The sequence below is a fragment of the Aliarcobacter lanthieri genome (assembly GCF_013201625.1).
Taxonomy (GTDB): domain Bacteria; phylum Campylobacterota; class Campylobacteria; order Campylobacterales; family Arcobacteraceae; genus Aliarcobacter; species Aliarcobacter lanthieri.
Map to the genome: position 1 here is coordinate 208,166 of NZ_CP053839.1, position 22,261 is coordinate 230,426.

18 protein-coding genes are annotated in these 22,261 nt (G+C 25.8%); 10 read left to right on the forward strand and 8 right to left on the reverse strand.

The features are described from left to right. Positions 1 to 2: 2 nt before the first annotated feature. Positions 3 to 269, reverse strand: coding sequence for an OadG family protein (locus tag ALANTH_RS01070; protein WP_026807214.1), 267 nt, complete (start codon positions 267 to 269; stop codon positions 3 to 5). Positions 270 to 410: 141 nt separating this feature from the next. On the opposite strand from ALANTH_RS01070, the gene ALANTH_RS01075 reads away from it, so the two are divergent. Further along, the gene (locus ALANTH_RS01075) at positions 411 to 1,286 is read left to right on the forward strand and encodes an AraC family transcriptional regulator (protein ID WP_026803023.1); all 876 of its coding nucleotides are present in this window, start codon (positions 411 to 413) and stop codon (positions 1,284 to 1,286) included. On the opposite strand, the gene ALANTH_RS01080 is transcribed toward ALANTH_RS01075, so the two are convergent. The 3 genes from ALANTH_RS01080 to ALANTH_RS01090 all read right to left on the reverse strand — a co-directional run bounded on the left by ALANTH_RS01080 (position 1,283) and on the right by ALANTH_RS01090 (position 5,403). Continuing rightward, on the reverse strand, positions 1,283 to 1,987 hold the full coding sequence (locus ALANTH_RS01080; RefSeq protein WP_029888270.1) for a hypothetical protein: 705 nt from the start codon (positions 1,985 to 1,987) through the stop codon (positions 1,283 to 1,285). The genes ALANTH_RS01075 and ALANTH_RS01080 overlap by 4 nt on opposite strands. A 28-nt stretch (positions 1,988 to 2,015) precedes the next feature. After that, positions 2,016 to 4,043, reverse strand: coding sequence for a HAMP domain-containing methyl-accepting chemotaxis protein (locus ALANTH_RS01085; protein ID WP_026807216.1), 2,028 nt, complete (start codon positions 4,041 to 4,043; stop codon positions 2,016 to 2,018). Positions 4,044 to 4,200: 157 nt separating this feature from the next. After that, a complete protein-coding gene (locus tag ALANTH_RS01090; protein WP_172658485.1) occupies positions 4,201 to 5,403 on the reverse strand; it encodes an MFS transporter in 1,203 nt (400 codons plus the stop codon). A gap of 119 nt (positions 5,404 to 5,522) precedes the next feature. On the opposite strand from ALANTH_RS01090, the gene tkt reads away from it, so the two are divergent. From tkt to ALANTH_RS01105, 3 genes are read left to right on the forward strand one after another with little or no spacing between them, the layout of a single operon-like run. Then, positions 5,523 to 7,445 (forward strand): transketolase, encoded by a 1,923-nt coding sequence (gene tkt / locus ALANTH_RS01095; protein ID WP_026807218.1) that lies wholly within the window; start codon positions 5,523 to 5,525, stop codon positions 7,443 to 7,445. Positions 7,446 to 7,497: 52 nt separating this feature from the next. Next, positions 7,498 to 7,857, forward strand: a complete 360-nt coding sequence (locus tag ALANTH_RS01100) for a gamma-glutamylcyclotransferase family protein (protein WP_026807219.1) — start codon at positions 7,498 to 7,500, stop codon at positions 7,855 to 7,857. After that, positions 7,854 to 9,104, forward strand: coding sequence for an arsenic transporter (locus tag ALANTH_RS01105; protein ID WP_026807220.1), 1,251 nt, complete (start codon positions 7,854 to 7,856; stop codon positions 9,102 to 9,104). Before ALANTH_RS01100 ends, ALANTH_RS01105 begins: the two co-directional genes overlap by 4 nt. Before the next feature lie 41 nt (positions 9,105 to 9,145). Here ALANTH_RS01105 and ALANTH_RS01110 read toward each other — a convergent pair whose 3' ends face one another. Beyond that, the gene (locus tag ALANTH_RS01110; RefSeq protein WP_029888271.1) at positions 9,146 to 10,462 is read right to left on the reverse strand and encodes a cation:dicarboxylate symporter family transporter; all 1,317 of its coding nucleotides are present in this window, start codon (positions 10,460 to 10,462) and stop codon (positions 9,146 to 9,148) included. Positions 10,463 to 10,626: 164 nt separating this feature from the next. Between ALANTH_RS01110 and ALANTH_RS01115 the strand changes: the two genes are divergently transcribed. Genes ALANTH_RS01115 through ALANTH_RS01135 form a run of 5 tightly spaced genes read left to right on the forward strand, consistent with a single transcriptional unit; the run spans position 10,627 to position 16,680 of the window. Beyond that, positions 10,627 to 11,004, forward strand: a complete 378-nt coding sequence (locus ALANTH_RS01115; RefSeq protein WP_228133175.1) for a hypothetical protein — start codon at positions 10,627 to 10,629, stop codon at positions 11,002 to 11,004. Then, entirely contained in the window at positions 10,994 to 11,641 is a 648-nt protein-coding gene (locus tag ALANTH_RS01120) for a CDP-alcohol phosphatidyltransferase family protein (RefSeq protein WP_228131096.1), read from the forward strand. The genes ALANTH_RS01115 and ALANTH_RS01120 overlap by 11 nt, the downstream gene beginning before the upstream one ends. Beyond that, the gene (locus ALANTH_RS01125; protein WP_026807223.1) at positions 11,641 to 12,573 is read left to right on the forward strand and encodes a phosphatidate cytidylyltransferase; all 933 of its coding nucleotides are present in this window, start codon (positions 11,641 to 11,643) and stop codon (positions 12,571 to 12,573) included. Before ALANTH_RS01120 ends, ALANTH_RS01125 begins: the two co-directional genes overlap by 1 nt. Position 12,574: 1 nt before the next feature. Then, positions 12,575 to 13,201, forward strand: coding sequence for a lysophospholipid acyltransferase family protein (locus tag ALANTH_RS01130; RefSeq protein ID WP_026807224.1), 627 nt, complete (start codon positions 12,575 to 12,577; stop codon positions 13,199 to 13,201). A gap of 11 nt (positions 13,202 to 13,212) precedes the next feature. Further along, the gene (locus ALANTH_RS01135) at positions 13,213 to 16,680 is read left to right on the forward strand and encodes an acyl-[ACP]--phospholipid O-acyltransferase (RefSeq protein WP_026807225.1); all 3,468 of its coding nucleotides are present in this window, start codon (positions 13,213 to 13,215) and stop codon (positions 16,678 to 16,680) included. Between the two features lie 12 nt (positions 16,681 to 16,692). Here ALANTH_RS01135 and ALANTH_RS01140 read toward each other — a convergent pair whose 3' ends face one another. Further along, on the reverse strand, positions 16,693 to 17,097 hold the full coding sequence (locus ALANTH_RS01140; protein ID WP_026807226.1) for a DUF350 domain-containing protein: 405 nt from the start codon (positions 17,095 to 17,097) through the stop codon (positions 16,693 to 16,695). A gap of 114 nt (positions 17,098 to 17,211) precedes the next feature. On the opposite strand from ALANTH_RS01140, the gene ALANTH_RS01145 reads away from it, so the two are divergent. After that, positions 17,212 to 17,676, forward strand: a complete 465-nt coding sequence (locus ALANTH_RS01145) for an ankyrin repeat domain-containing protein (RefSeq protein WP_026803037.1) — start codon at positions 17,212 to 17,214, stop codon at positions 17,674 to 17,676. Between the two features lie 3 nt (positions 17,677 to 17,679). On the opposite strand, the gene ALANTH_RS01150 is transcribed toward ALANTH_RS01145, so the two are convergent. Further along, positions 17,680 to 20,151, reverse strand: coding sequence for a [protein-PII] uridylyltransferase family protein (locus ALANTH_RS01150; protein ID WP_026807227.1), 2,472 nt, complete (start codon positions 20,149 to 20,151; stop codon positions 17,680 to 17,682). Continuing rightward, positions 20,148 to 22,079, reverse strand: a complete 1,932-nt coding sequence (locus tag ALANTH_RS01155) for an ankyrin repeat domain-containing protein (protein WP_026807228.1) — start codon at positions 22,077 to 22,079, stop codon at positions 20,148 to 20,150. Before ALANTH_RS01155 ends, ALANTH_RS01150 begins: the two co-directional genes overlap by 4 nt. Positions 22,080 to 22,261 lie beyond the last annotated feature (182 nt).

Here is a 22,261-nt window from a genome sequence, read left to right on the forward strand (position 1 = left end):
TTCTATCCTTTAACTTTGTTATGATGCTCAATTGCTGCCATTATAGCAGCTACTTTTTTTGCATCTATTGAACTATTTGAAATACTAGGGTTTGTAATAGTATTATATATGATATTAGGAGCAGGTATCTCTAGTTTTTCTTTCTCAGGGAAAAACTCAACAAAAGATACCCCTTTTGCTTTCAGAATAAATCCAACAATTAGTAAAATTGTAGAAACTACACCCATTACTATAAAAAAGCTAGTAATAGCTTGAATTAGACTTTCCACTTATATCCTTTTGTTTGTTAAGTTGTAACAATTTATTTAAAGGCTTATTCTATGAAAATTTTATAAATTCTTCTTCTTTTTAAGTGCTTTATAAATTGTTAGATATTGCTAATTTTAGCTAGAATTAGCTAAAATAGCTTTATGAAAAAAGAGACCTTAGAAAAAAGAACAAAAATTGCAAATGATATAATGTATTATATTTATACACATATCGATACAAACATTGATATAGAAGAATTAAGTATAGATTTGGGTGTTAGTAAATTTCATATGCATAGGATATTTAAAGAAATTTTTGGAAGAAATATTTATGAAAGTATAAAATCAATAAGGCTACAAAAAGCTTCAAATTTACTTTTAACAAATAAATATTCAACTATCTCAAATATTGTAAATTCTTGTGGTTACTCTTCACAGTCATCATTTATAAAAATATTTAAAGATAGATTTGGAATGAGTCCAAAAGAGTGGAAAAATGGTGGATATAAGGATTACTCAAATAAAATTATTAGCACATCAAGATTTGCTATGCAATCAACAGCAGATTTTCATAATATTGTACCAACAATAGTAAAACGACCTTTTATAGAGAGTTATTATATTAGGAATCAAGGATATAATAGAAATATAGAAGCAACATGGCAAAAATTACAAACTTGGGTTTTGACAAATAATATAACTTCTTATAAAAGAGCTGCACTTTTTCATGATAATCCTACTATTACACCACTTAGTGATTGTCAATATATTGCTTGTATTATTGTAGATGATGATGAAAATGTTCAAAGTGATAGGTTACCAAAATTTAAGATAGCTGAAGGTGTATATGCAAAGTTTGATTTGAAAGGAAGATCTGAAGATTTATTACCTTTTATTCAATGGGTTTATCATGAGTGGTTACCTCAAAGTGAATATGAAACAACTACAAAACCATCTTATGCTATATATGATAAACTAGATTTTAGTGATGGACATAATGAATTTGAATTTAGTTTTTATGTATCAATAAATTTTTAGAGAACAGCTTTTAACCATCTATTTAAAAACTCTTCTCTTGAGTATAATTTTGCTCCTAGATCAAACTTATATTGCATATATGGATGTCCTAAATTCCAAAAAATGAAATTTTCATTTTTTAGATATAATCCTAGTAAAACCATTTGAAGCTTACCCCAATCTTTATAGCTTTTATTCTTTGATGAAAATCCTGTAAGAGAAGTATATGTTTTGTTTATTTTATATCCTATTTCTCCTGCTATTAAGTTGCCTTCAAGATCATATAATTCTACACAAAAAAGTTCAAAATTAAAATTAGTTTTTTTATGATTTTTTAAGCTTAAAAGTAAATTCTCATAATTTTCTTCAATCCATGAATCTTTATGATAACTTTTAATTTTTGATATGACAGCTTCTATATTATTATTTATAAAGAATTTAAAGTTATTTTTATTTATAAGTTTTTTTACTTTTTTACTAATGTGAAGATTATGAAAATCTAAAACTGCGTATTCAAACTGAATTTCAGGGAGTAAATATATTTGTTCTTCTATATTTACAGATGTTGAAATAAATCCAAAAAAACAAAGCTGTATATAAAATTCTTCTGAAAAATCATCACTCAAATAGTAGTTTATAGTTTTATTTGGATATATACTTTCAAAAAGATTTTCATGTGTTAAATCTTCTTTGTTTATAAGGTATAAAAAATCTTGACTCATATTTTTTTAAAATAGGAAAAATCCTATTTTAAAAATTCTCCCATTCTTCATCTTCTTTTGATGATTGTTTTATTTCTTTATTAGGCTTTGAAACAACTTCTTTAATTGTTTTTTTTATTTCTACTTTTTTTTGAACTGAAGAGCTTTTATAAATATTTTCAACTTCTTCTTTCCCTATAAATTCTTGAGAAGAAGACTCTTCAACTATTTTTCTAGCAATTTCATCAGCTTTTATTGCTATATCTTTTGTATCCGCTGCAATACTAGCATTTTTTTGTGTTTGTTGATCAAGTCCAGTTACAGCATCATTTATTTGAGTTATTCCAGCTTCTTGCTCTTTTGAAGCTGTTGCTATTTCATTGATTGTTTGAGTTTGCTTTTCAATATTTTCTAAGAGTTCTGTATATCCTTTTATCATTTCAAAACTGATATCTTTTCCTTCATTCGCTTTTGAAGTAGCACTTTCAACAATATCTTTTATTTGTTTTGCTGCTTCTGCACTTCTTGCTGCTAGATTTCTTACTTCTTGTGCTACAACTGCGAAACCTTTTCCTGCTTCTCCTGCTGTTGCTGCTTCTACAGCTGCATTTAATGAAAGTATATTTGTTTGGAATGCTATATTATCTATTACAGATATTGCTTCATTTATTAGATTTACTTGATTATTTATTTCATCCATTGCAGTCGTTGTTTGATTTGCCAAATTTTGACCTTTTTTAGCTGAATCACTAACTTCTTTTGAGTATCTTGCCATTTGTGATACATTGTTTGAATTACTTACAACAGTTGAAGTGATTTCTTCTAAAGCAGCAGCTGTTTCTTCTAAACTAGCTGCAGCTGCATTTGAACTTTGGTTTAAAGTATTTACATTATCTAATAACTCATTTGAACTATTTTGAAGCATTAATCCAGTTGAATATGATTGTTTTAAAAGCTCTGAAATAATATTTCCTAATTCATTCATAGCAACAGATACCTTTGCATATGGATTTGGAAATCTATCTGTAAAATTATGTTGTTTAAAGCTATCAATAACTCTTAAAAGTACGTTTATATCTCTTGCTATTGTATGTTCTAAATAGTTTTGAAGATTTACTAATAAAACTTTTAATGTTTTTAAATTTGTAGTATCAGGTTCTTTTTCAATTTTAGCTATCATATTCCCATTTGATAACTCTTTTATAAACTCTTCAACATTTTGAATAAATTCATCATCTTTTAAAATTGAAATTTGAGTTTTTTCTATATTAGTATTAATAACTTTAGCAATTTCACCAAATTCATCATTACTATTTAAATTAATTAAAGTTGCTGATTTTGTATCTTCATTTACAAATGAAAAGAAACCAAGAACTCCATCTCTTACTTTTTTTAAAGAGTTATTTATCATATTTATAGTTAAAATTGTAAAAATCATCCCCACAATAGTTACAATTATAAATATAATAGCAATTTGTATAACTGAGCTATTAGCTTTTTTAGTAGAGTCAGAAACCATTTCTAATGAAAAGTTAAATGTTCTATTCTTTTGTTCTGACATAAGTTTTCCAAAATTATTTGATATAGGAATCATTTTTTCTACAACAGCTTCATACTCTTTATATAATTCTAGTTGAGTCTCTAAATTTGTATTTGAAGTTAATTTTGCAATTATACCATCTAGCGTAATATAGATTGTTCTCCAATCTTCATAAGCTTTTTGAAGTGAAGCTGCAGCTTTTTTACCTGCTTCAGTATTTCTAGGGATACTTTGAAAAACAGCCCAATTTTTGTCTATTGTTTCCCAACTATTCTTTCTTTGATTTGCTATTTCAATCAGTCTATCTTTATTGTTACTATTATAATCCAATGTTAAAACATCTAATGTTTGTGATCTAATAGACATTCTTTCTGTATTTAAATCTGATAAACTTAATAAAGCAGGGATCCTTTCACTTGCTATACTATCTAAATCATTTGATATGCTTCTTGCACTATTAAATGATACTAATCCAATAACTATTAATCCTAATATAAAAACTAATGATAAAATTTGTAATCTTCTTTTAACAGACATCTTTTCCCTTTGTGTATAAAATGCATTATTATAATAAAAAATTATTAATAAGGTATTAATTTTACTATTTTAGAAGCTTTAAAGTGGTAATTGCTTATGATAATGTTCCTTTTTGTAGTTAAATATAAAAATTATATTATTTTATAAAATAATAATTTTATATTTTTATATACTTTTCTTTTATAGGTAAATTAATAAGTCCAGCAAATAATGCTAAAGCTATATCTAAGTACCACATAAAAGTAAAATTACCATAATTGTTTATAAATAATCCACCTAAATATGCACCAAAAAATCCACCAATTTGATGAGATAATAAAGTTAATCCAAAAAGAGTTGCTAAATATTTTGTACCAAAAAGTTTTCCTACAATTCCAGCTGTTGGTGGAACAGTTGCAAGCCAAGTAAAACCAATAGCAATAGAAAAAATATAAAAGGTTAGTTCAGTTTTAGGTGAGAGCAAATATGTAATAATCATCAAAGCTCTACTTGTATATATAAAGAATAAAATATATTTCATTTTATATTTTGTACCTAAATAGCCAGCATATAAACTTCCAAATATATTAAAAAGTCCAATTAAAGCTAACGAGTAAGCTGAAACATTCGCACTATGTCCACAAAGAGCTACTTCATGTGGTAGATGAGTAACCAAAAAAGCAACATGAAAACCACAAGTAAAAAAACCTAAATGCAAATAGATATAACTTCTATCTTTTAAAGCTACTATTAACTGCTGTTTAAGTCTTGTATCATTTTCTTGTACAGTGTTTACTTTCTTTTTTTTTTCTTGATTTGTCAAAAATTTTGCCAAAGGAATTGTTAATAGTGTAGAAAAAGCAAGAGCTAACATAGAGTAAATCCAACCAAAACCATTTATAATAGCTTGGGTAATAGGAGCAAAAATAAATTGTCCAAATGAACCTCCTGCATTTATAAAACCTCCTGCAAAAGAGCGTTTATCGCTTGGGAGATTTTTTGCTGTTGCTCCTATAAGTATTGAGAAACTTCCTGCACCAGCACCTGCTGCTACCAAAAATCCTAAAGTAAGAATTAGTGAAAATTCTGAAGATATAAAAGGAGTTAGAACTAAACCAAAAAACATTAGTAATGCACCAAAAACTAAAACTCCAAAAGAGCCTTTTTTATCTGCAACTGCTCCAAAAACTGGTTGAACTACTCCCCAAATAAGTTGCCCAATAGCAAGAGCTAAACTTATAGATACAATATCAAGCGAAGTTGAAGAGTTAATTGGTGCAATAAAAAGCCCTAAGCTTTGTCTAACTCCCATAGTAATTGCTAAAATAAGTGATGAAGATATAATTAAAATCCAAATTGTTTTATTTTGAGAGTTTGTCATTTTGATTCTTTTTTAGCAATTATAAAATTAAAATTCTTATTTGAAACTAAAAAATATTAAACATAGTTTGGATATAATCATTGTAAAATTTCAAAAAACACTCACGAATTAGGATAATCATGTCAAAACAACTACTACAAAAACAAGCAGATACAATTAGATTTTTAGCTGCAGATATGGTACAAAGAGCAAATTCTGGACATCCTGGTGCTCCCATGGGATTAGCAGATATTGCAACAGTTTTAAGTAAACATTTAAATATAAATCCAGCAGATGAAAAATGGCTAAATAGAGATAGATTAGTTTTTTCAGGAGGACATGCTACTGGGTTGGTTTATTCTTTATTACATTTATGGGGATTTGATGTATCTATAAATGATATGAAAAATTTTAGACAATCTGGTTCAAAAACACCAGGTCATCCAGAATACGGACATACTCATGGAATAGAGATAACAACTGGTCCTTTAGGACAAGGTATAGCGAATGCTGTTGGTTTTGCAATGGCTGGAGTTTATGCACAAAATATTTTAAGTAAAGATGTAATAAATCATAAAGTTTATTGCCTTTGTGGAGATGGAGACTTACAAGAAGGTATATCTTATGAAGCATGTGCAACTGCTGGACATTTAAAATTGGATAACCTTGTTATTATTTATGATTCAAATTCTATAACTATTGAAGGTGATACTAGTATCGCTTGGAGTGAAAATGTAAAGAAAAGATTTCAAGCTATTGATTTTGAAGTGATAGAAATAGATGGACATAATTTTGATCAAATTGATAAAGCTTTAACTCAAGCAAAAACTGCAAAAACTCCGGTTTTAATTATTGCAAAAACTGTTATAGCAAAAGGTGCAGTTACATTAGAAGGAAGTCATCATTCTCATGGTGCTCCATTAGGAGTTGAAGAGATAAAACAAGCAAAAATTAAAGCTGGATTTAATCCTGATGAAGAATTTGCAGTAAGTGCAGATGTAAAAGGAGCTTTTGATAAATTAATTGTTGGTTCAACTTTACAAAATAGTTGGAATGAAAGTTTATCTAAAGAGACAAGATCAAAAATAGATGAATTACAAAATCCACAATTTGATAGTATTGTTTATCCAACTTTTGAAGAAGGAAGTAGTGTAGCTACAAGAGATTCAAACCATAAAATTTTAAATGCAATAGCTGCATCTATTCCTAGTTTTTTAGGTGGAAGTGCAGATTTAGCACCATCAAATAAAACAGAATTAAAAGATCTAGGTGATTTTCCAAATGGAAGAAATATACATTTTGGTATCAAAGAACATGCAATGGCAGCTATTACAAATGCTATGAATTTATATGGTTTATTTAGAGTTTATAGTGCTACATTTTTTGTATTCAGTGATTATTTAAAACCAAGTGCTAGAATTGCAGCGCTTGCAGGTATTCCTCAACATTTTATTTGGACACATGATAGTATTGGAGTTGGAGAAGATGGACCAACTCACCAACCAATAGAGCATTTAAGTCAATTTAGGGCGTTACCAAATTTTTATACATTTAGACCAGCAGATGCAACAGAGAATATTGAATCTTGGAAAATAGCTTTAAAAATGAGAGCTCCTACGGCATTTGTTTGTTCAAGACAAGGTTTAAAAGTTTTAAAAGATGAAAAAGCTTATGGAAATGTAGTAAATGGTGGATATCTTTTAAAACAAAGAGATAATGCAAATATTACAATTATGGCAAGTGGTAGTGAAGTAACCTTAGCTTTACAAACTGCTTGTAATCTTGAAGAAGAAGGAATAATTGCAAATGTCGTATCTGTTCCTTGCTTTGATTTACTTTTAGAACAAGATAAAGAATATATAGAAAAAATCATATGTAAAAATACAAGAGTTTATGCAGTTGAAGCAGCGCGTGCACTTGAATATTACAAATATGCTGATGTTGTATTTGGAATGGATACATTTGGAGCTAGTGGACCAGCTTCTGAACTTTTTGAAGAGTTTGGATTTACAGTTGATAAACTAAAAGAAAAAATTGTAACTGATTTTAAAAACTCAAAATAAAGATAAAATGAGAAAATCTCATTTTATCTCTTCTTATCCTTAAGGAAAATTCTTGAAAGAATCACTTTTTGTTTATGGGACACTTATGCCAAACTGTCCAAATGCTTATGTTTTAGAAAATATTGTAGGAAAATTTGTTCCTGCCACTGTCAAAGGGAAGTTGATAGATGCTGGTTGGAGTGCTAGTATGGGTTATCCAGGTATTAGGCTTGAAATGGGAGATGATACTATTCATGGGTTTTTATTTTATTCTGATAATTTGATAAATAATTGGGAGAATCTTGATATTTTTGAAGGAGAAGAGTTTATTAGAACTCCTATAATTGTAGAAAGATATGATGAAGTAGAGATAGAAACATATATTTATACATTAAAAGATGAAATAATGGAAATGTATGAAGATAAAATATGATTTTATCAATCTCTATATTCATAATAACTCTTTTATTTATAATAATCCAACCAAAAAATATTCAAATAGGAACAAGTGCGATTATTGGAGCAATTGTTGCTTTAGTCTTTGGGGTTGTAAATTTCAATGATGTTCTAGATGTTACAAATATAGTTTGGGATGCAACTTTAGCTTTCATTGGAATAGTTATACTATCTTTGGTTTTAGATGAGATAGGATTTTTTGAGTGGTGTGCTTTGAAAATGGCAAAGTTTTCAAATGGAAGTGGACTAAAAATGTTCATCTACTCTATTTTACTTGGTGCTTTGGTTTCAGCTCTTTTTGCAAATGATGGAGCAGCACTTATTTTAACTCCAATTTTACTAGCAAAAATGCAAATTTTACAATTAAGCAACAAAACTATAATAGCTTTTTTACTTGCAGGTGGGTTTATAAGTGATAGTGCATCGCTTCTTTTTGTATTTTCAAATCTTACAAATATAGTAACTGCAAACTACTTTAATATAGGCTTTGTTGAGTATTTTTTTAATATGATTATTCCATTTATTGTAAGTGTTTTTATTTCAATTTTAGTTTTATGGTTAGTTTTAAGAAAAGATATTCCGAAAAAAGTTGACATTAGACTTTTAAAAGAGCCAAAAAGTGTAATAAAAAATATAAAACTTTTCTATTTTTCATGGATCTTTTTACTATTTTTACTAAGTTCCTATGTTTTAAGTGATAGTTATAATATTCCTATCTCATTTTTTGCTTTAGGTGGAGCAATAATATTTTTAATAATAGCAAGTTTTTCAAAATCTGTAGAGCCAAAAAAGATAATAAAAGAAGCACCTTGGCAAATTGTTTGGTTTAGTATAGGGCTTTATATTGTTGTTTATGGACTAAAAAATGCTGGATTAACAGATGAACTAGCAAAAATATTGCACTATTTAGCACTAAAAGGTGATACTATTGCAGTTGTAGGAACAGGATTTATAGCAGCATTTTTAAGTGCTTTTATGAATAATTTACCAACTATTATGATTATGGATATAGCATTAAAAGATATTGGAAATAGTGCTATGATTTATGCAAATATTATTGGTTGTAATCTAGGACCAAAAATGACACCATTTGGAAGTTTAGCGACACTTCTTTGGCTTTATGTTTTAACTAAAAAAGGGGTGAAAATAAGTTTCTTACAATATAGTAAATTTGGATTCTTAGTTACAATTCCAGTATTATTTATTGTATTACTTAGTTTATAAATAAAAAATAGATAAGACTTTGTCTTACCTATTTAATTATATCAAATAGTACTTTCTATTTTATCTGGATTATCTAAAGCATATTTGAATTGTTTCATATCTATCTTTTTATCCCATGCTCCAACTACAACTGAAGCAACAGCATTTCCACATAGATTTCCAACAGCTCTCATTTCAGACATAAATTTATCAACACCAAGTAACACTGCAACAGTAACCATAGGAATAGCTCCTCCCATAGCACCAAGTGTACCTGCAAGTACAATAAATCCAGAACCTGTAACTCCAACTGCTCCTTTTGATGTAACCATCAAAATAATAATTATAAATAGTTGTTGTTCTAATGTTAGAGGAATATTAAATGCTTGTGATAAGAAAATGATTGATAAAGCAAGGTATATATTTGTACAATCAAGATTAAATGAATATCCTGTAGGTAAAATCAATCCTGTAACAGATTTATTTACTCCAGCAGCTTCTAATCTTCTCATAAGTGGAGCAAGTGCTGATTCACTTGAACTTGTAGCAAATACTATAAGTACTTCTTTTTGTATATATCTCATAAATTTAAAGATATTAACTTTAAAGAAAGCCATAATAATACCTAAAACAATAAAAATAAATGCAAGAACAGAAATAAGCATAACACCTAAAAGACTAGCCATATTTATTAAAGTATCAATACCAAATTTACCAATTAAAAATGCCATAGCACTAAAACTAGCAATTGGAGAAAACCACATAATAATAACTAAAATTTTAAAGAAAAAGTTTTGAGCAACTTCAACAGGTTTTAAAATTTTAGGTTTGTGTTTTCCTCCAAAAAGAGAAATTAATATAGCTAAACTTAAAGCCATAACTAAAACTTGAAGTGTTTGACCTGTTAAAAATGGAGTTATTGGATCTGTTGGAATGGCATTCTTAAGTATTTCCCAAATATCTCCAACTTTGTCTGGATCTACACTAGTATATTGCTCTACACCTTTTGTATCAAGATGTGAAACATCAAGATCCATTCCATCTCCTGGTTTTAATAAATTACCAAAAAGAACACCAATTGCTAAAGCAAATGTACTAACTATTTCAAAATAAATGAAAGCTTTAAATCCTAAAGAACCAAGTTCTTTTAAATTTTCAAGGCTAACTATTCCATAAATAATAGTTAAGAAAATAATTGGTCCAACAAGCCATTTTAAAATTCTTATAAACCAATCAATACCAGGCTTTGCTTCTACTCCTAACGCAGGATTAACATACCCTACAACAATACCAGCAATAATACCAACGATAACCCAAAAGGCTAAACTTTTTATTGTATAATAAGTCCAGTCTCTTTTTTTGACACTACTTTCCAAAATTTGCAACCTTATAATAAAAATTAGATATCAATTGTATCAAAAAGTAGTTAAAAAAATTTGACTTTAATCAACATAATTTGAACTTAACTATAACTAAATATTTTTTATGTAAGTAAATATATTTAATTATTTATAAAAACTTATCAAATTTATAAAGGAAGAGAGTGATAAAAAAAGAGAAATATTTATCAGCAATTTTGGCTTTTATTTTATGGAGTAGTTGGACATATTTTGTAAATTATGAATATGATAATAGGTATATATCATCATTTTTCCAAGGATTAGCAAGCTTTTTAATAACAATTTTTATGGTACAATTAATAATTGTTTTCAATAAAATATTTGAGAATAGTTCAATTTATACAATAGCAACTTTAACAGTTATGGTAACATCAAGTATAGTTTATATTGGGCATTTAATAATAAATACTCAAAATATATTTTATACTATTTCCCCTACTATTATTGTAGCTTTTATATTCTCTATTTTTATTGCAAAAAGATATAAAGAATCACAAATAAAGGAAAATAATGGAAGATAATAGAAGACCTTTGAAAGTAAGAGGAAATATTTTAAGTCAAAGATTTGCAAGTTATTTAAGTAAAAAAGATATTACACCAAATCAAATTTCTATTGCTAGTATAGTTGCTTCTTTAATAGCGTCTATATTAATATTATTTATTTCAAATGATAATTTTTTTACTATTTGGATATTTCCTATTTTGGGTGCATTATTTATTCAAATTCGATTATTATGTAACTTATTTGATGGAATGGTTGCTCTTGAAGGTGGAAAAAGTACAAAGTCAGGAGAATTATTTAATGATATTCCAGATAGGATTTCTGATAGTTTACTTTTTATAGCTTTGGGATATAGTGTTTCTAGTATATCTTTTGCAATCGAACTTGGATATATAGCAGCATTATTTGCAGCATTAACAGCTTATGTAAGAGTTTTAGGAACTAGTATAAATGCTGGAAGTTGTTTTAAAGGTCCTATGGCAAAACAACATAGAATGGCTGTATTAACAATATCTCTTATTTGTACCCCATTTGAATTTAAGTTTTTTGGAACAGATTATATTTTAACATTTACTTTATTTATAATTGTAATTGGTTCTTTTTTGACAATAATTAATAGGATAAAAACTATTTATAATACATTAGAAGGAAAATAATGTTTAATATTGCTCAACATTCATTATATGCTATGATTTGTACAATTATTATTTTAGTTATAGCTACATTAATATATAAGTATAAAAAAGTAAATAATCCAAATAGAGATTTTAATGAATTGGGATTAAGAATAAAATCTTGGTGGTGGATGATTGCTATTGTTTTTTTAGCATTAAGTATTAGTTTAAAATCTGCTTTAGTATTTTTTGCATTTTTATCTTTTTTAGCACTAAAAGAGTTTTTATCAATAGTTTCAGTTAGATATGTAGATAGAAGAGCTATCTTTTGGGCTTATTTATCAATTCCTCTACAATATTATTGGATTAGTATTGGTTGGTATGGAATGTTTATTATATTTATTCCGGTTTACTTATTCTTATTTATACCTATAAGGTTAGTTTTGATTGGAGAAACAAGTGGTTTTATAAAATCAGCTAGTATTATTCAATGGGCAACTATGTTAACAGTATTTAGTGTAAGTCATATTGCTTACTTGATGGCTTTACCTGTACATAATACTTTAGCAGGAAGTATAGGACCAGTACTATTTTTATTAATAATGACACAATTTAATGATGTTTCACAATATGTATTTGGAAAACTTTTTGGAAAGCATAAAATAATTCCAAAAGTTAGTCCTAATAAAACTTGGGAAGGATTTTTAGGAGGAGTTTTTACAGTAACTTTAATTTCAGGGATAGTAGCTCCATATTTAACACCTTTAGATATGTCCTATGGTTTTATGGCAGGATTTATTATATCTTTTATAGGATTTTTTGGTGATGTTGTAATCTCAAGTGTTAAAAGAGATATTGGTATAAAAGATACTGGAACATTTATACCTGGTCATGGTGGTATTTTAGATAGAATTGATAGTTTGATGTATACTGCGCCTGTATTCTTTCATTTTTTATATTATGTGAGTTACTAAAATGAAAAGAATTGTTAAAATTTTATTCTTTGCTCTAATTATAAAACCAGTAGTTTTTGTAGTTTTAGGATTAAATATTAGAGGTAGAGAAAATCTACCAAAAATCGGTGGAGCAGTTATCGCTCCTAATCATAATAGTCATTTAGATACTTTAGTAATCATGAGTTTATATCCATTAAATATAATAGAAAAAGTTCGTCCTATTGCAGCATCTGATTATTTTATGAAAAATAGATTTATGTCATGGATTTCTACTTATTGTATAGGGATTATTCCTTTGGATAGAAGTGGTTCTAGTTTGCAAGAAGATTTATTTAAAGAACCTCATAAAGCATTGGATAATGGAGAAATTTTAATTCTATTTCCTGAAGGGAGTAGAGGAAAACCAGAACAGATGGCAAGATTGAAAAAAGGATTATATTATTTATTAAAGGATAAACAAGATATTACCATTACTCCTATTGCTATGCAAGGTTTAGGAAATGCTTTACCAAAAGGAGAAGCTTTATTTGTCCCTTTTAATTGTCAAGTTATAATAGGTAATCCTATGGATATTCCTGAAAACTCTCAAATATTAAATGAAACATTAAAAGAATTTTTTGAAATAAATTTAAAACAAATTGCTTAAAAAGGTATATAATGAAGGAAATAAAAAGTTTAATAATGATAAAAACGGCATTTTTATTTGTAGTTTTTTGTAATGCTGTTGTTGACGTATCACATAAAGTTCTTCTTCAAAATATAGCTTTTAAAATTTTTGATGGTTCAACTCAAGTTATTTGGGTATCTATAATAAATGCATTATTGATTATTCCTTTTTTATTATTGTTTACATTTAGTGGATATTTATCTGATAAATATAATAAAAAAGATATCTTAGTATATGGAGCATTATCTTCTTTTTTATTATCAATTTTAATGATAGTTGCATATATAAGTGGTAATTTCTACTTTGCAATGTTAGGATTATTTTTATTAGCAATTCAAAGTGCTATTTATGGTCCAGCAAAACTAGGAATTATACTTGATATTTATGGTAAAAAAAATCTATCAAGAGGAAATGCTGCTATTCAGACTATATCAATAATAGCGATATTATTTGCTATTGGAGTTACTTCTTTTGTATTTGAGGGTTTTTATAATTCTAATAATCTTGGGAGCATTAATTCAAAAGATGAATTACTAAATGCTTTATTGCCATTAGCTTATTATATTTTGCCAATAGCATTTCTTGAGATGATTGTATCTTTTTCATTTTTGAGAAGAGTTAGTACAAATTATGTAAAAAGTGAAACATTAACTTTAGATAAGCAGGATTTTTTTAGAGGTAAGTTATTAATAAAAAATATAAAAAATATATATTCACAAAATGTTATATTTTTATCTGTAATTGGATTATCTGTATTTTTCGGAGTTTCTCAAGGTATGATTGCAGTTTTTCCATCTTTTGCAAAAATGTATTTACATATTACAGATGTTTTTATAATAAATGGAATTATAGCAACTTCAGGAGTAGGGATAGCTATTGGAGCAATAATTTACTCAAGATTATCAAAATTTTATATTGAGATTGGAACTATTCCTTTATCTTTTCTAGGAATGGCATTGATGATTTATTTATCAACAATTGTACAAACACCATTTGTATTAGTAATTACTTTTTTAGTATTTGGTATATTTGGAGGAATGTTAGTTGTTCCTTTAAATTCATTAATACAATTTAATGCAAAGAAAAAGCTTCTAGGAACAATTTTAGCTGGAAATAATTGGTTCCAATCTTTATTTATGTTTTTAATGCTGTGTATTACTACAATAGTTTCTTTTTATGAGTTAGATCCACTTAATACTATCTATTTGATTTTTTTTATTATTGTAATTGGTTCAATTTATACAATATATAAATTGCCACAATCTTTACTTTTATTATTTTTAAAATCTATTGTTGGTTTAAAATATAAACTTGAAGTAAATGGAATAAAGAATATTCCTTCTCATGGAGGAGTTTTACTTTTAGGAAATCATATCTCTTGGATTGATTGGGCTATTATTTTGATGGCAGTACCAAGAGAAGTAAAATTTGTAATGGATAAAACAATATATGAAAAATGGTATATAAATTGGCTTTTAAAAATTTTTAAAGCAATACCAATCTCAAATATATCTAGTAAATCAGCTATGCAAACTATTGCAAAAGAACTAGATGATGGAAATATGGTAGTACTCTTTCCAGAAGGTGCAATTACTAGAAATGGACATTTAGGAGAATTCAAAAAAGGTTTTGAAAAAATATTAGAATTTACTACAAATGAAGATATAAAAGTTATCCCTTTTTATATTAGAGGATTGTGGGAATCTATGTTTAGTAGAGCAAATAAGAAATTTAAAGATTCAAAAAAAATGAATAGAGTAACAGTTTCTTTTTCTAGAATGATGAATAAAAATGATGCTAATACAATAAGTATAAAAAATGAAGTGTTTACATTATCAAATCAAGCTTGGAGTGAGCATATAAAATCTATGAAACCTTTAAATGAAGTTGTTTTTGAAAGATTAAAAGAAGTTTCAAATGATACTATATTTTCTGATAATACAGGAGCTACATTAAGTGGAACTAGATTTCTAACAGCGTCTATCTTATTTAAGAAATTATTAAAGAAACAGATAAAATCGCATAATATTGGAATACTTTTACCTACAAGTAGTGCAGGTGCATTTATAAATTATATGGTTTTATTGATGGGTAAAACAGCAGTTAATTTAAATTATACATCATCAATTGAAAGTTTAAAAATTTCTATAAAAACAGCAGGAATAAAAAATATAATAAGCTCAAAGAAATTTCTAGATAGACTTGAATCAAAAGGTATAAGAATATTAGAAATTTTTGAAGATACTGAACTTATATTACTTGAAGAAGAAAGAGAGAAAATCAATAAATTAAAAGCTTTAGCAATATATTTTAGTATTAATTTATTACCAGTAGCTATTTTAAAAATGCTTTATCTAACAAAAACTAAAAAAGATGATACATCTATAATACTTTTTTCATCAGGAAGTGAAGGAACTCCAAAAGGTGTTAAATTAAGTGGGGATAATATTTTAGGAAATTCAGAACAAATTGCAAATATTCTAAATGTAAATGAAGATGATGTAATATTAGGCTCTCTTCCTCTTTTTCATGCTTTCGGAATAGTAGTAACTACGTATTTACCATTAATTGAAGGAATAAAATGTGTTGCAGTTGCTGATCCAACTGATGGTTTAGGTGTAGCAAAAATGGCTAGTATTCATAAAGCAACTTTTATGTGTGGAACATCAACATTTTTTAGACTTTATACAAGAAATACAAAAATTCATCCTTTAATGTTTGATAGCTTAAGAATTGTTATTGCAGGTGCAGAAAAATTAAGAGAAGATGTACGTTTTGAATTTAAAAAGAAGTTTGGAAAAGATATTTTAGAAGGTTATGGTACAACAGAAACTTCTCCTGTTGCTTGTTGTAATCTTCCTGATAAAATTTCAGAAACTTTTGAAGTACAAGTAGGGCAAAAATTAGGTACTGTTGGTATGGCAATTCCCGGAACTGATATAAAAATAGTTGATCCTGATAGCTTTGAAGAGTTAAAAGCAAATGAAGAAGGAATGATTTTAATCTCTGGGATTCAGGTTATGAAAGGTTATTTAAATGATGAAGAAAAGACAAAAAAAGTTTTAAGAACTATAAAAGGGAGAACTTATTATATCACTGGAGATAAAGGTAAACTTGATAATGATGGTTTTTTAACTATTGTTGATAGATATTCAAGATTTGCTAAAATTGGTGGAGAGATGATAAGTTTGGGATTAGTTGAGGAAAAGATTTCTAAAATAGTAGAAGATAGTAATTTAGATTTTATTGCTCTTTCTACAAGCGATGAAAAAAAAGGAGAAAAAATAATCTTACTTATTTCTAATGTAGATGAAGATTTTATAATAAATTTAAAAGAAAAAATGATTAAAGAATTTGATAATAAATTAGCAATCCCAGAAAGTATAAAAATAGTATCTGAAATACCAAAGTTAGGAAGTGGTAAAAAAGATTATGTAAAAGCTAAAGAGTTTTTATAAAATTCAATGAGTTTAATAACTCATTGAACCAGCATTTAGTAATCCAATAGATATTGATAAAAATGCCATTAAAATACCTACAGAAATTACACCTTTATTTATTTTTTCATTAAAAGACAATTTTCCCCCAATTCTTGTAACAATAAATGCAAATACAAGTTGAATAATAATAGCAACAATTCCCCATATAGTAAAATCTATATAAGATACAGAGTGTTCTAATGCACTATAAAGAGGTATTGAAACTCCTATAATTGCACCACCAAAACCTAAAGCTGCTGCTATATTATTTTCTTCGAATATTAAATTGTAATCATCATATGGAGTAACAATTGCATATAAATAAAGAAAAGCTATTACTAGTAAAACGGCAGTAAAGAAAAATCCTAGAAAATTTAAAAATAGTCCAAATTCCATTTCTCATCCTTTTTTTATTTTATTTTATCAAAATATTATAAAAATATTAGAATTTAAACAAACTTTAAAGATTTATATATTACGATATTCATTATTAATATAAAGGGGTGGGAGATGTGTAGTAATATAATTTTAGGGAATAGGTTAAATCAGAAAAGTTCACAAGAAATTTTTACAAATCTTATTGAAAGTAATAGTTGGGATATTCTTATTAAGATGTTTTCCTTAAACATTTTAGATATAAATAGTAGAGATTTTAATGGTAGAAATGCTTTATATTGGGCAATATTACAGAATAAAACTGATGTAATAAAAGCTTTAGTTGATTTAAGAATAAACCTTTATGTAAGTCCAAATTTATTAGCAATGAATTTTGCAGTTTATCTTGATAATGTTAAAGTTTTAAGATGTTTAAAAAATTGTGGTTTAAATATAGATATGATAGATGAAATTAATTCAACTCCACTTATATATGCACTTTTATATAAAAAACAAAATAGTATAAAATTTTTAATAAGCAATGGAGCAAATTTAGAACATGAAGATTTTATGGGAAATTGTGCAAAAAATTTAGTTTGATTTTTATATACAAATTAAATTCAAAATTTTTTCTTGATTTTTGCAAAAATTACCATTTTTTTCTATTAAAAGTAAATCTCTAGCAACCCCTTTTGAAGTAGTTAGTGTTGAACTTTCTACTTCTATCCCAAAATCATCAAAAACTTTTGCAATATAAGCAAATAAACCTTGTTGAACTTTTGTTTTTATTTTCATAGAAGCTATACCTTCACTATGATCACAATCTATTTTTATATTTTGTCTATGAATAATCGGTTTTTTTAGTGTTATAGTTTTACTCATATCAAAAGATTCATTTATAATCTCTTCTATTAAATATAATTCTTCATCTAAGGCTTTTTTTGAAAAAGATATTTCAAATATCTTTTTCTCATCATATAACTTGAAGATATTCATACTATTCATATCTAGATATTTAAGTTTTCCTAGTAAATATCCTAAATTTAATGGTATCTTTCTAGTAATTCTAATTTTTAAATAGCTTTCATTAATAATTTCAAAGGTATAAGTTGATACATCTTTTGCTTTAATTGCTATATCTAAGATATCACTACTTTTAAGCCTTAAAAATATTTGAGTTGAAGATATTTGTGATATTTTTCTTTTTAAAGTGTTTGGTAGATCTTGATAATTTGTTAAAGTTTTTATACGATTCAATTTTGATACTCGTGTAATACTTGCACGTATAAGTTCTGGATCTTTAAAAGCTAGAATACTTTTTTTATATAAAACTTTTAGAAGTTCTGATGTTGAATTATTAAAAAGATATTTATTAACTGCACAAATATCACAATATGTAAGAATATATAAAATCTTTATTTCATTAATATTTTTAAAAAGTCCTATGAAATTTAAAATAGTTTTTTGAGAGTATATATCTTCATTCATTGATATTCGTGACATTTGATCATGATATCTTATAATATTTGCACCAGTTTTTATAAGTTCTTCTTCAAAGCCAAAATTTTTCATAATATTTTTAAAAATATTTTCTCCAATAATATGATGATCTTTTCTTCTTCCTTTACCAAAATCATGAAATAATGCTACAAGTCTTGTTATTATTTTTTCATCTTTATTTAAATTAATATAAATATCTTTGATGAATTCATCTTCTATTTGTGAAACAAATTTTAAAGTTTGTAAGGAATGAATATCAACAGGATGTCTATGATATCCATCAAATTGTGCTAAATTTAGGATTCTTTTAAAATTTGGGATTAAAATATTGATAAGTTCACTATTATAAAAAAGTTTTAATATAGCATATAAATTTTCATTTGATAGTATATTCTTTATATCTTTTTTAATTGATTGATTAATTTTTTTTGGTATTTTTGTTTGACTAGCAAAGTATACATAGGATCTATCAAATCCATTTACACTTTGTGGAAAACTTAAAATCTCTTTCAATAAACTTGATAGTTTTATAGCCTTTCTATTAAAAGAACAATAAAGTCTACTTTCTATGATATAGATACCTTTTTTATATCTATTACTTTTTAAATTTTTTAAATTTTCTTTTTCAAAAAAGATAGATTTTACAAATTTTGAACTCATATTTGAGTGAAAATTGTGAACTATATGAAGAGATAAAAATATTTTATACATACACTCAAATTCATTTTTAAAATTAAGTTTTTTGCTAAATTCAGGAAGAATATCAAAAGTTATAGTATCAACCTTCTTTTTATTAATTGTATGTAATGTATTACGTGCTTGAAATATAAAATCCAAGGCTTGTGTAAATTTTTTATATTCATTTAAATTAAATTTAATCCCTACTAATTCTTTTGCTTTTTGTACATCATAAACTACATTTAATATCCAAAAAAGCATATTTGCTTCTCTTATCCCACCATATCCTTCTTTTAAATTAACTTGCATATCTAAAGGGTATTTTTTTAATCTTTTTGTATGAGTTGTAAGCTGTTCTAGAATAAATTTCTTTTTATCTATTTGCCTAAGATTGCTTACAAAAAGTTCAAAATCTTGATAAATTCTTTTTGAGCCAAAAATATGTCTTGATTCTAAAAGAGAAGTTTTGATTGTGATATCATCTGCTGCTAAGTCATAAAGTTCTTCTATCTCACTAATATTTACAACTCTTAAACCCAATTTTAAACCACAATCCCATGCAAAAGCAACAAACTTTTCTATAATCTGCGCAATATCATAAGAGTTACTATTTTTATATAAAATCATAATATCTATATCGGAATGTAAACATAATTCAACTCTAGCATAAGAGCCTAAAGCAATAAAACTTACAAAACGATTTATTGTAATATTAGAACTTATATAAGAAAATATTTGAAACAAAAATTTATCAATATTTTTTGTATGTTTTTTAAAAAATAGTCTACTATCATCAGTATTTGCACTTTTTAAGTAATCCAGATAAGTTTTTTTAAATATTTTTGAAGTATCGAAGCTATTTTCACTAAAATCATTTAAGTGAAAATTTTTAATCATTTTTTTGAAATCTCTATATCAAACTCAGAAATCATATTTTCTGCTAGTCTATCTAAATTTGATTTGTCACTTTTATTTTGTACATCAAAAGATATATTTAAAATGTTTTTATGATATCTTTGTAAAAAATTTAAAATATTTGGTGACTTCTTGTATGGGTTATTTATAGAAGCACCTAATTCAATCATCTCTAAAACGACACTTCTTTTACCCATAAATGCAGCATAATTTATAGGTTTTACACCAAAAGAATCTGCTTGGTTTAATATTTCACCATTATATGTAGCAATAAGTTTTATAAACTGTTCTTTATCTTTAAAAATCATTGTATGTATGATATTTCTACCTTTTTCATCTACAAAAGTACAGTCAACTCTAAGATTAAGAAGAAGTTTTACTATATCTTCTTTATCATTTAATATTGAAAACTCTAGAGTAGTCATCCCTTTATCATTTCGACTATTTACATCCACTCCCGCATTTATAAGATTTTTTAAAGTAACTAATAGAACTCTTCTATCCTCATACTTTTTTATTAAATCTTGTTCTAAAAGTCTAAAAACAATATTATCACCACTTATATCTTTTGAGTTTAAATTTATATTTTTTGTTCTTAAAATTTTAAATAAAGATATATTGAAATTTAATAAAGGTGGAAAAAATAGTGGTTCATCTTTTGAATTCAAACTATTAATGTTTATAGTATAGTTTTTTATTAATAACTCTAAAATATCTTTATATTGAGCAGTTGATACTAAACTATCTTTATAGATATCTTCTAAAAATAAATTGTTGTCAATATGTAAAATTATATCTATTAAAACTTCAATTACTGATTTTCCTTGTTTATTTTTATAATCTAGTTTAGCACCTTTTTCAATATATAGCTTAATTAAATCATAGTTTTCTATTCCACTTAAAACTAAAATCGATAATACTGTAAGACCATCGATATTTTGCCTGTTTAAATTTAATTTTTCTAAATTATTTAATAGATAATGTATTAAATCTCTATCAAAACTTCTTGTAATATTAAAAAATATAGTTTCATTTTTATTATCTATTGCTTGAACATTTATATTTAGATGAACTAATTCTTTTATAAGTTCAGCTTGAGAGTCTCTTTTTGAAGTATTGCAAATCTGTAAAAAGTGTTCAACTGCTTTCATTAAAATATTTTTATTTTCACTATTTTTTATATTTAAATTAAAATTTAGTTCACTTGCTCTTTTGATAAAGTTAATTCCAGAAATACCTCTTGTAATAATATAAAATAGGTAACTTTGTTGAGACCCATTTACTATAGTTGGATCAGCACCTTGGTTTAATAAATATAAAGCTAAATCAATATTTTTTAAAGAATTTCCTAAATGTAAAATAGTATCACCATTGCTATTCTTATGGTTTATATCAATCTTTTTTAAAGAGATTATCTTTTTAATTATATTTATATTTCCATTTATAATTGCATCAAATAAGACATTGTTCCCATTGTTATCACAATTAGTAAGCATAGTAGATTTTTGTATTAGAAATCTAATAACTGTATTATTTGAGTTATGAATTGATTCTTGGAGAACGGTTCTATTTTTATTATTTAGATGATTTAGATTAGCTCCAAAGTCTATTAGTGTTTCTAAAATCTTAGTATCTCTTGAATAGATTGCATAAAAAATTGCACTTTCTTTTAAGTTATTTTCAAGTTCCAAATTAATTTTATTTTCTAACAACCATAAACAAGAATTATATAAGTCTTTTTTACAGCAAGAAATTAGTATTGGTTCATTATTATAAGTTAAAGAGTTTAAATCTATATTAGATTTTGTATAGATTTTATTTATATATTCTATATTAAATTGAGGATTTATTAGCTCTTTTATTAGGTCTTCATTTGAATATTTATTGAAACTAGTTAACAATCCTAACATCTTTACTTCTACTTTAAATTAAATTATAAAATATTATATAATAAACTAAATAATTTTTATGTTAATTAAAAGATACAATCAATTAATGTTACTTATTTACTCAATAAAATATCATAAAATATTAAATTTAACAATTTAAGCATAAGATAAGAATAATTTTAACTTTATTTAATTTTTTTTTG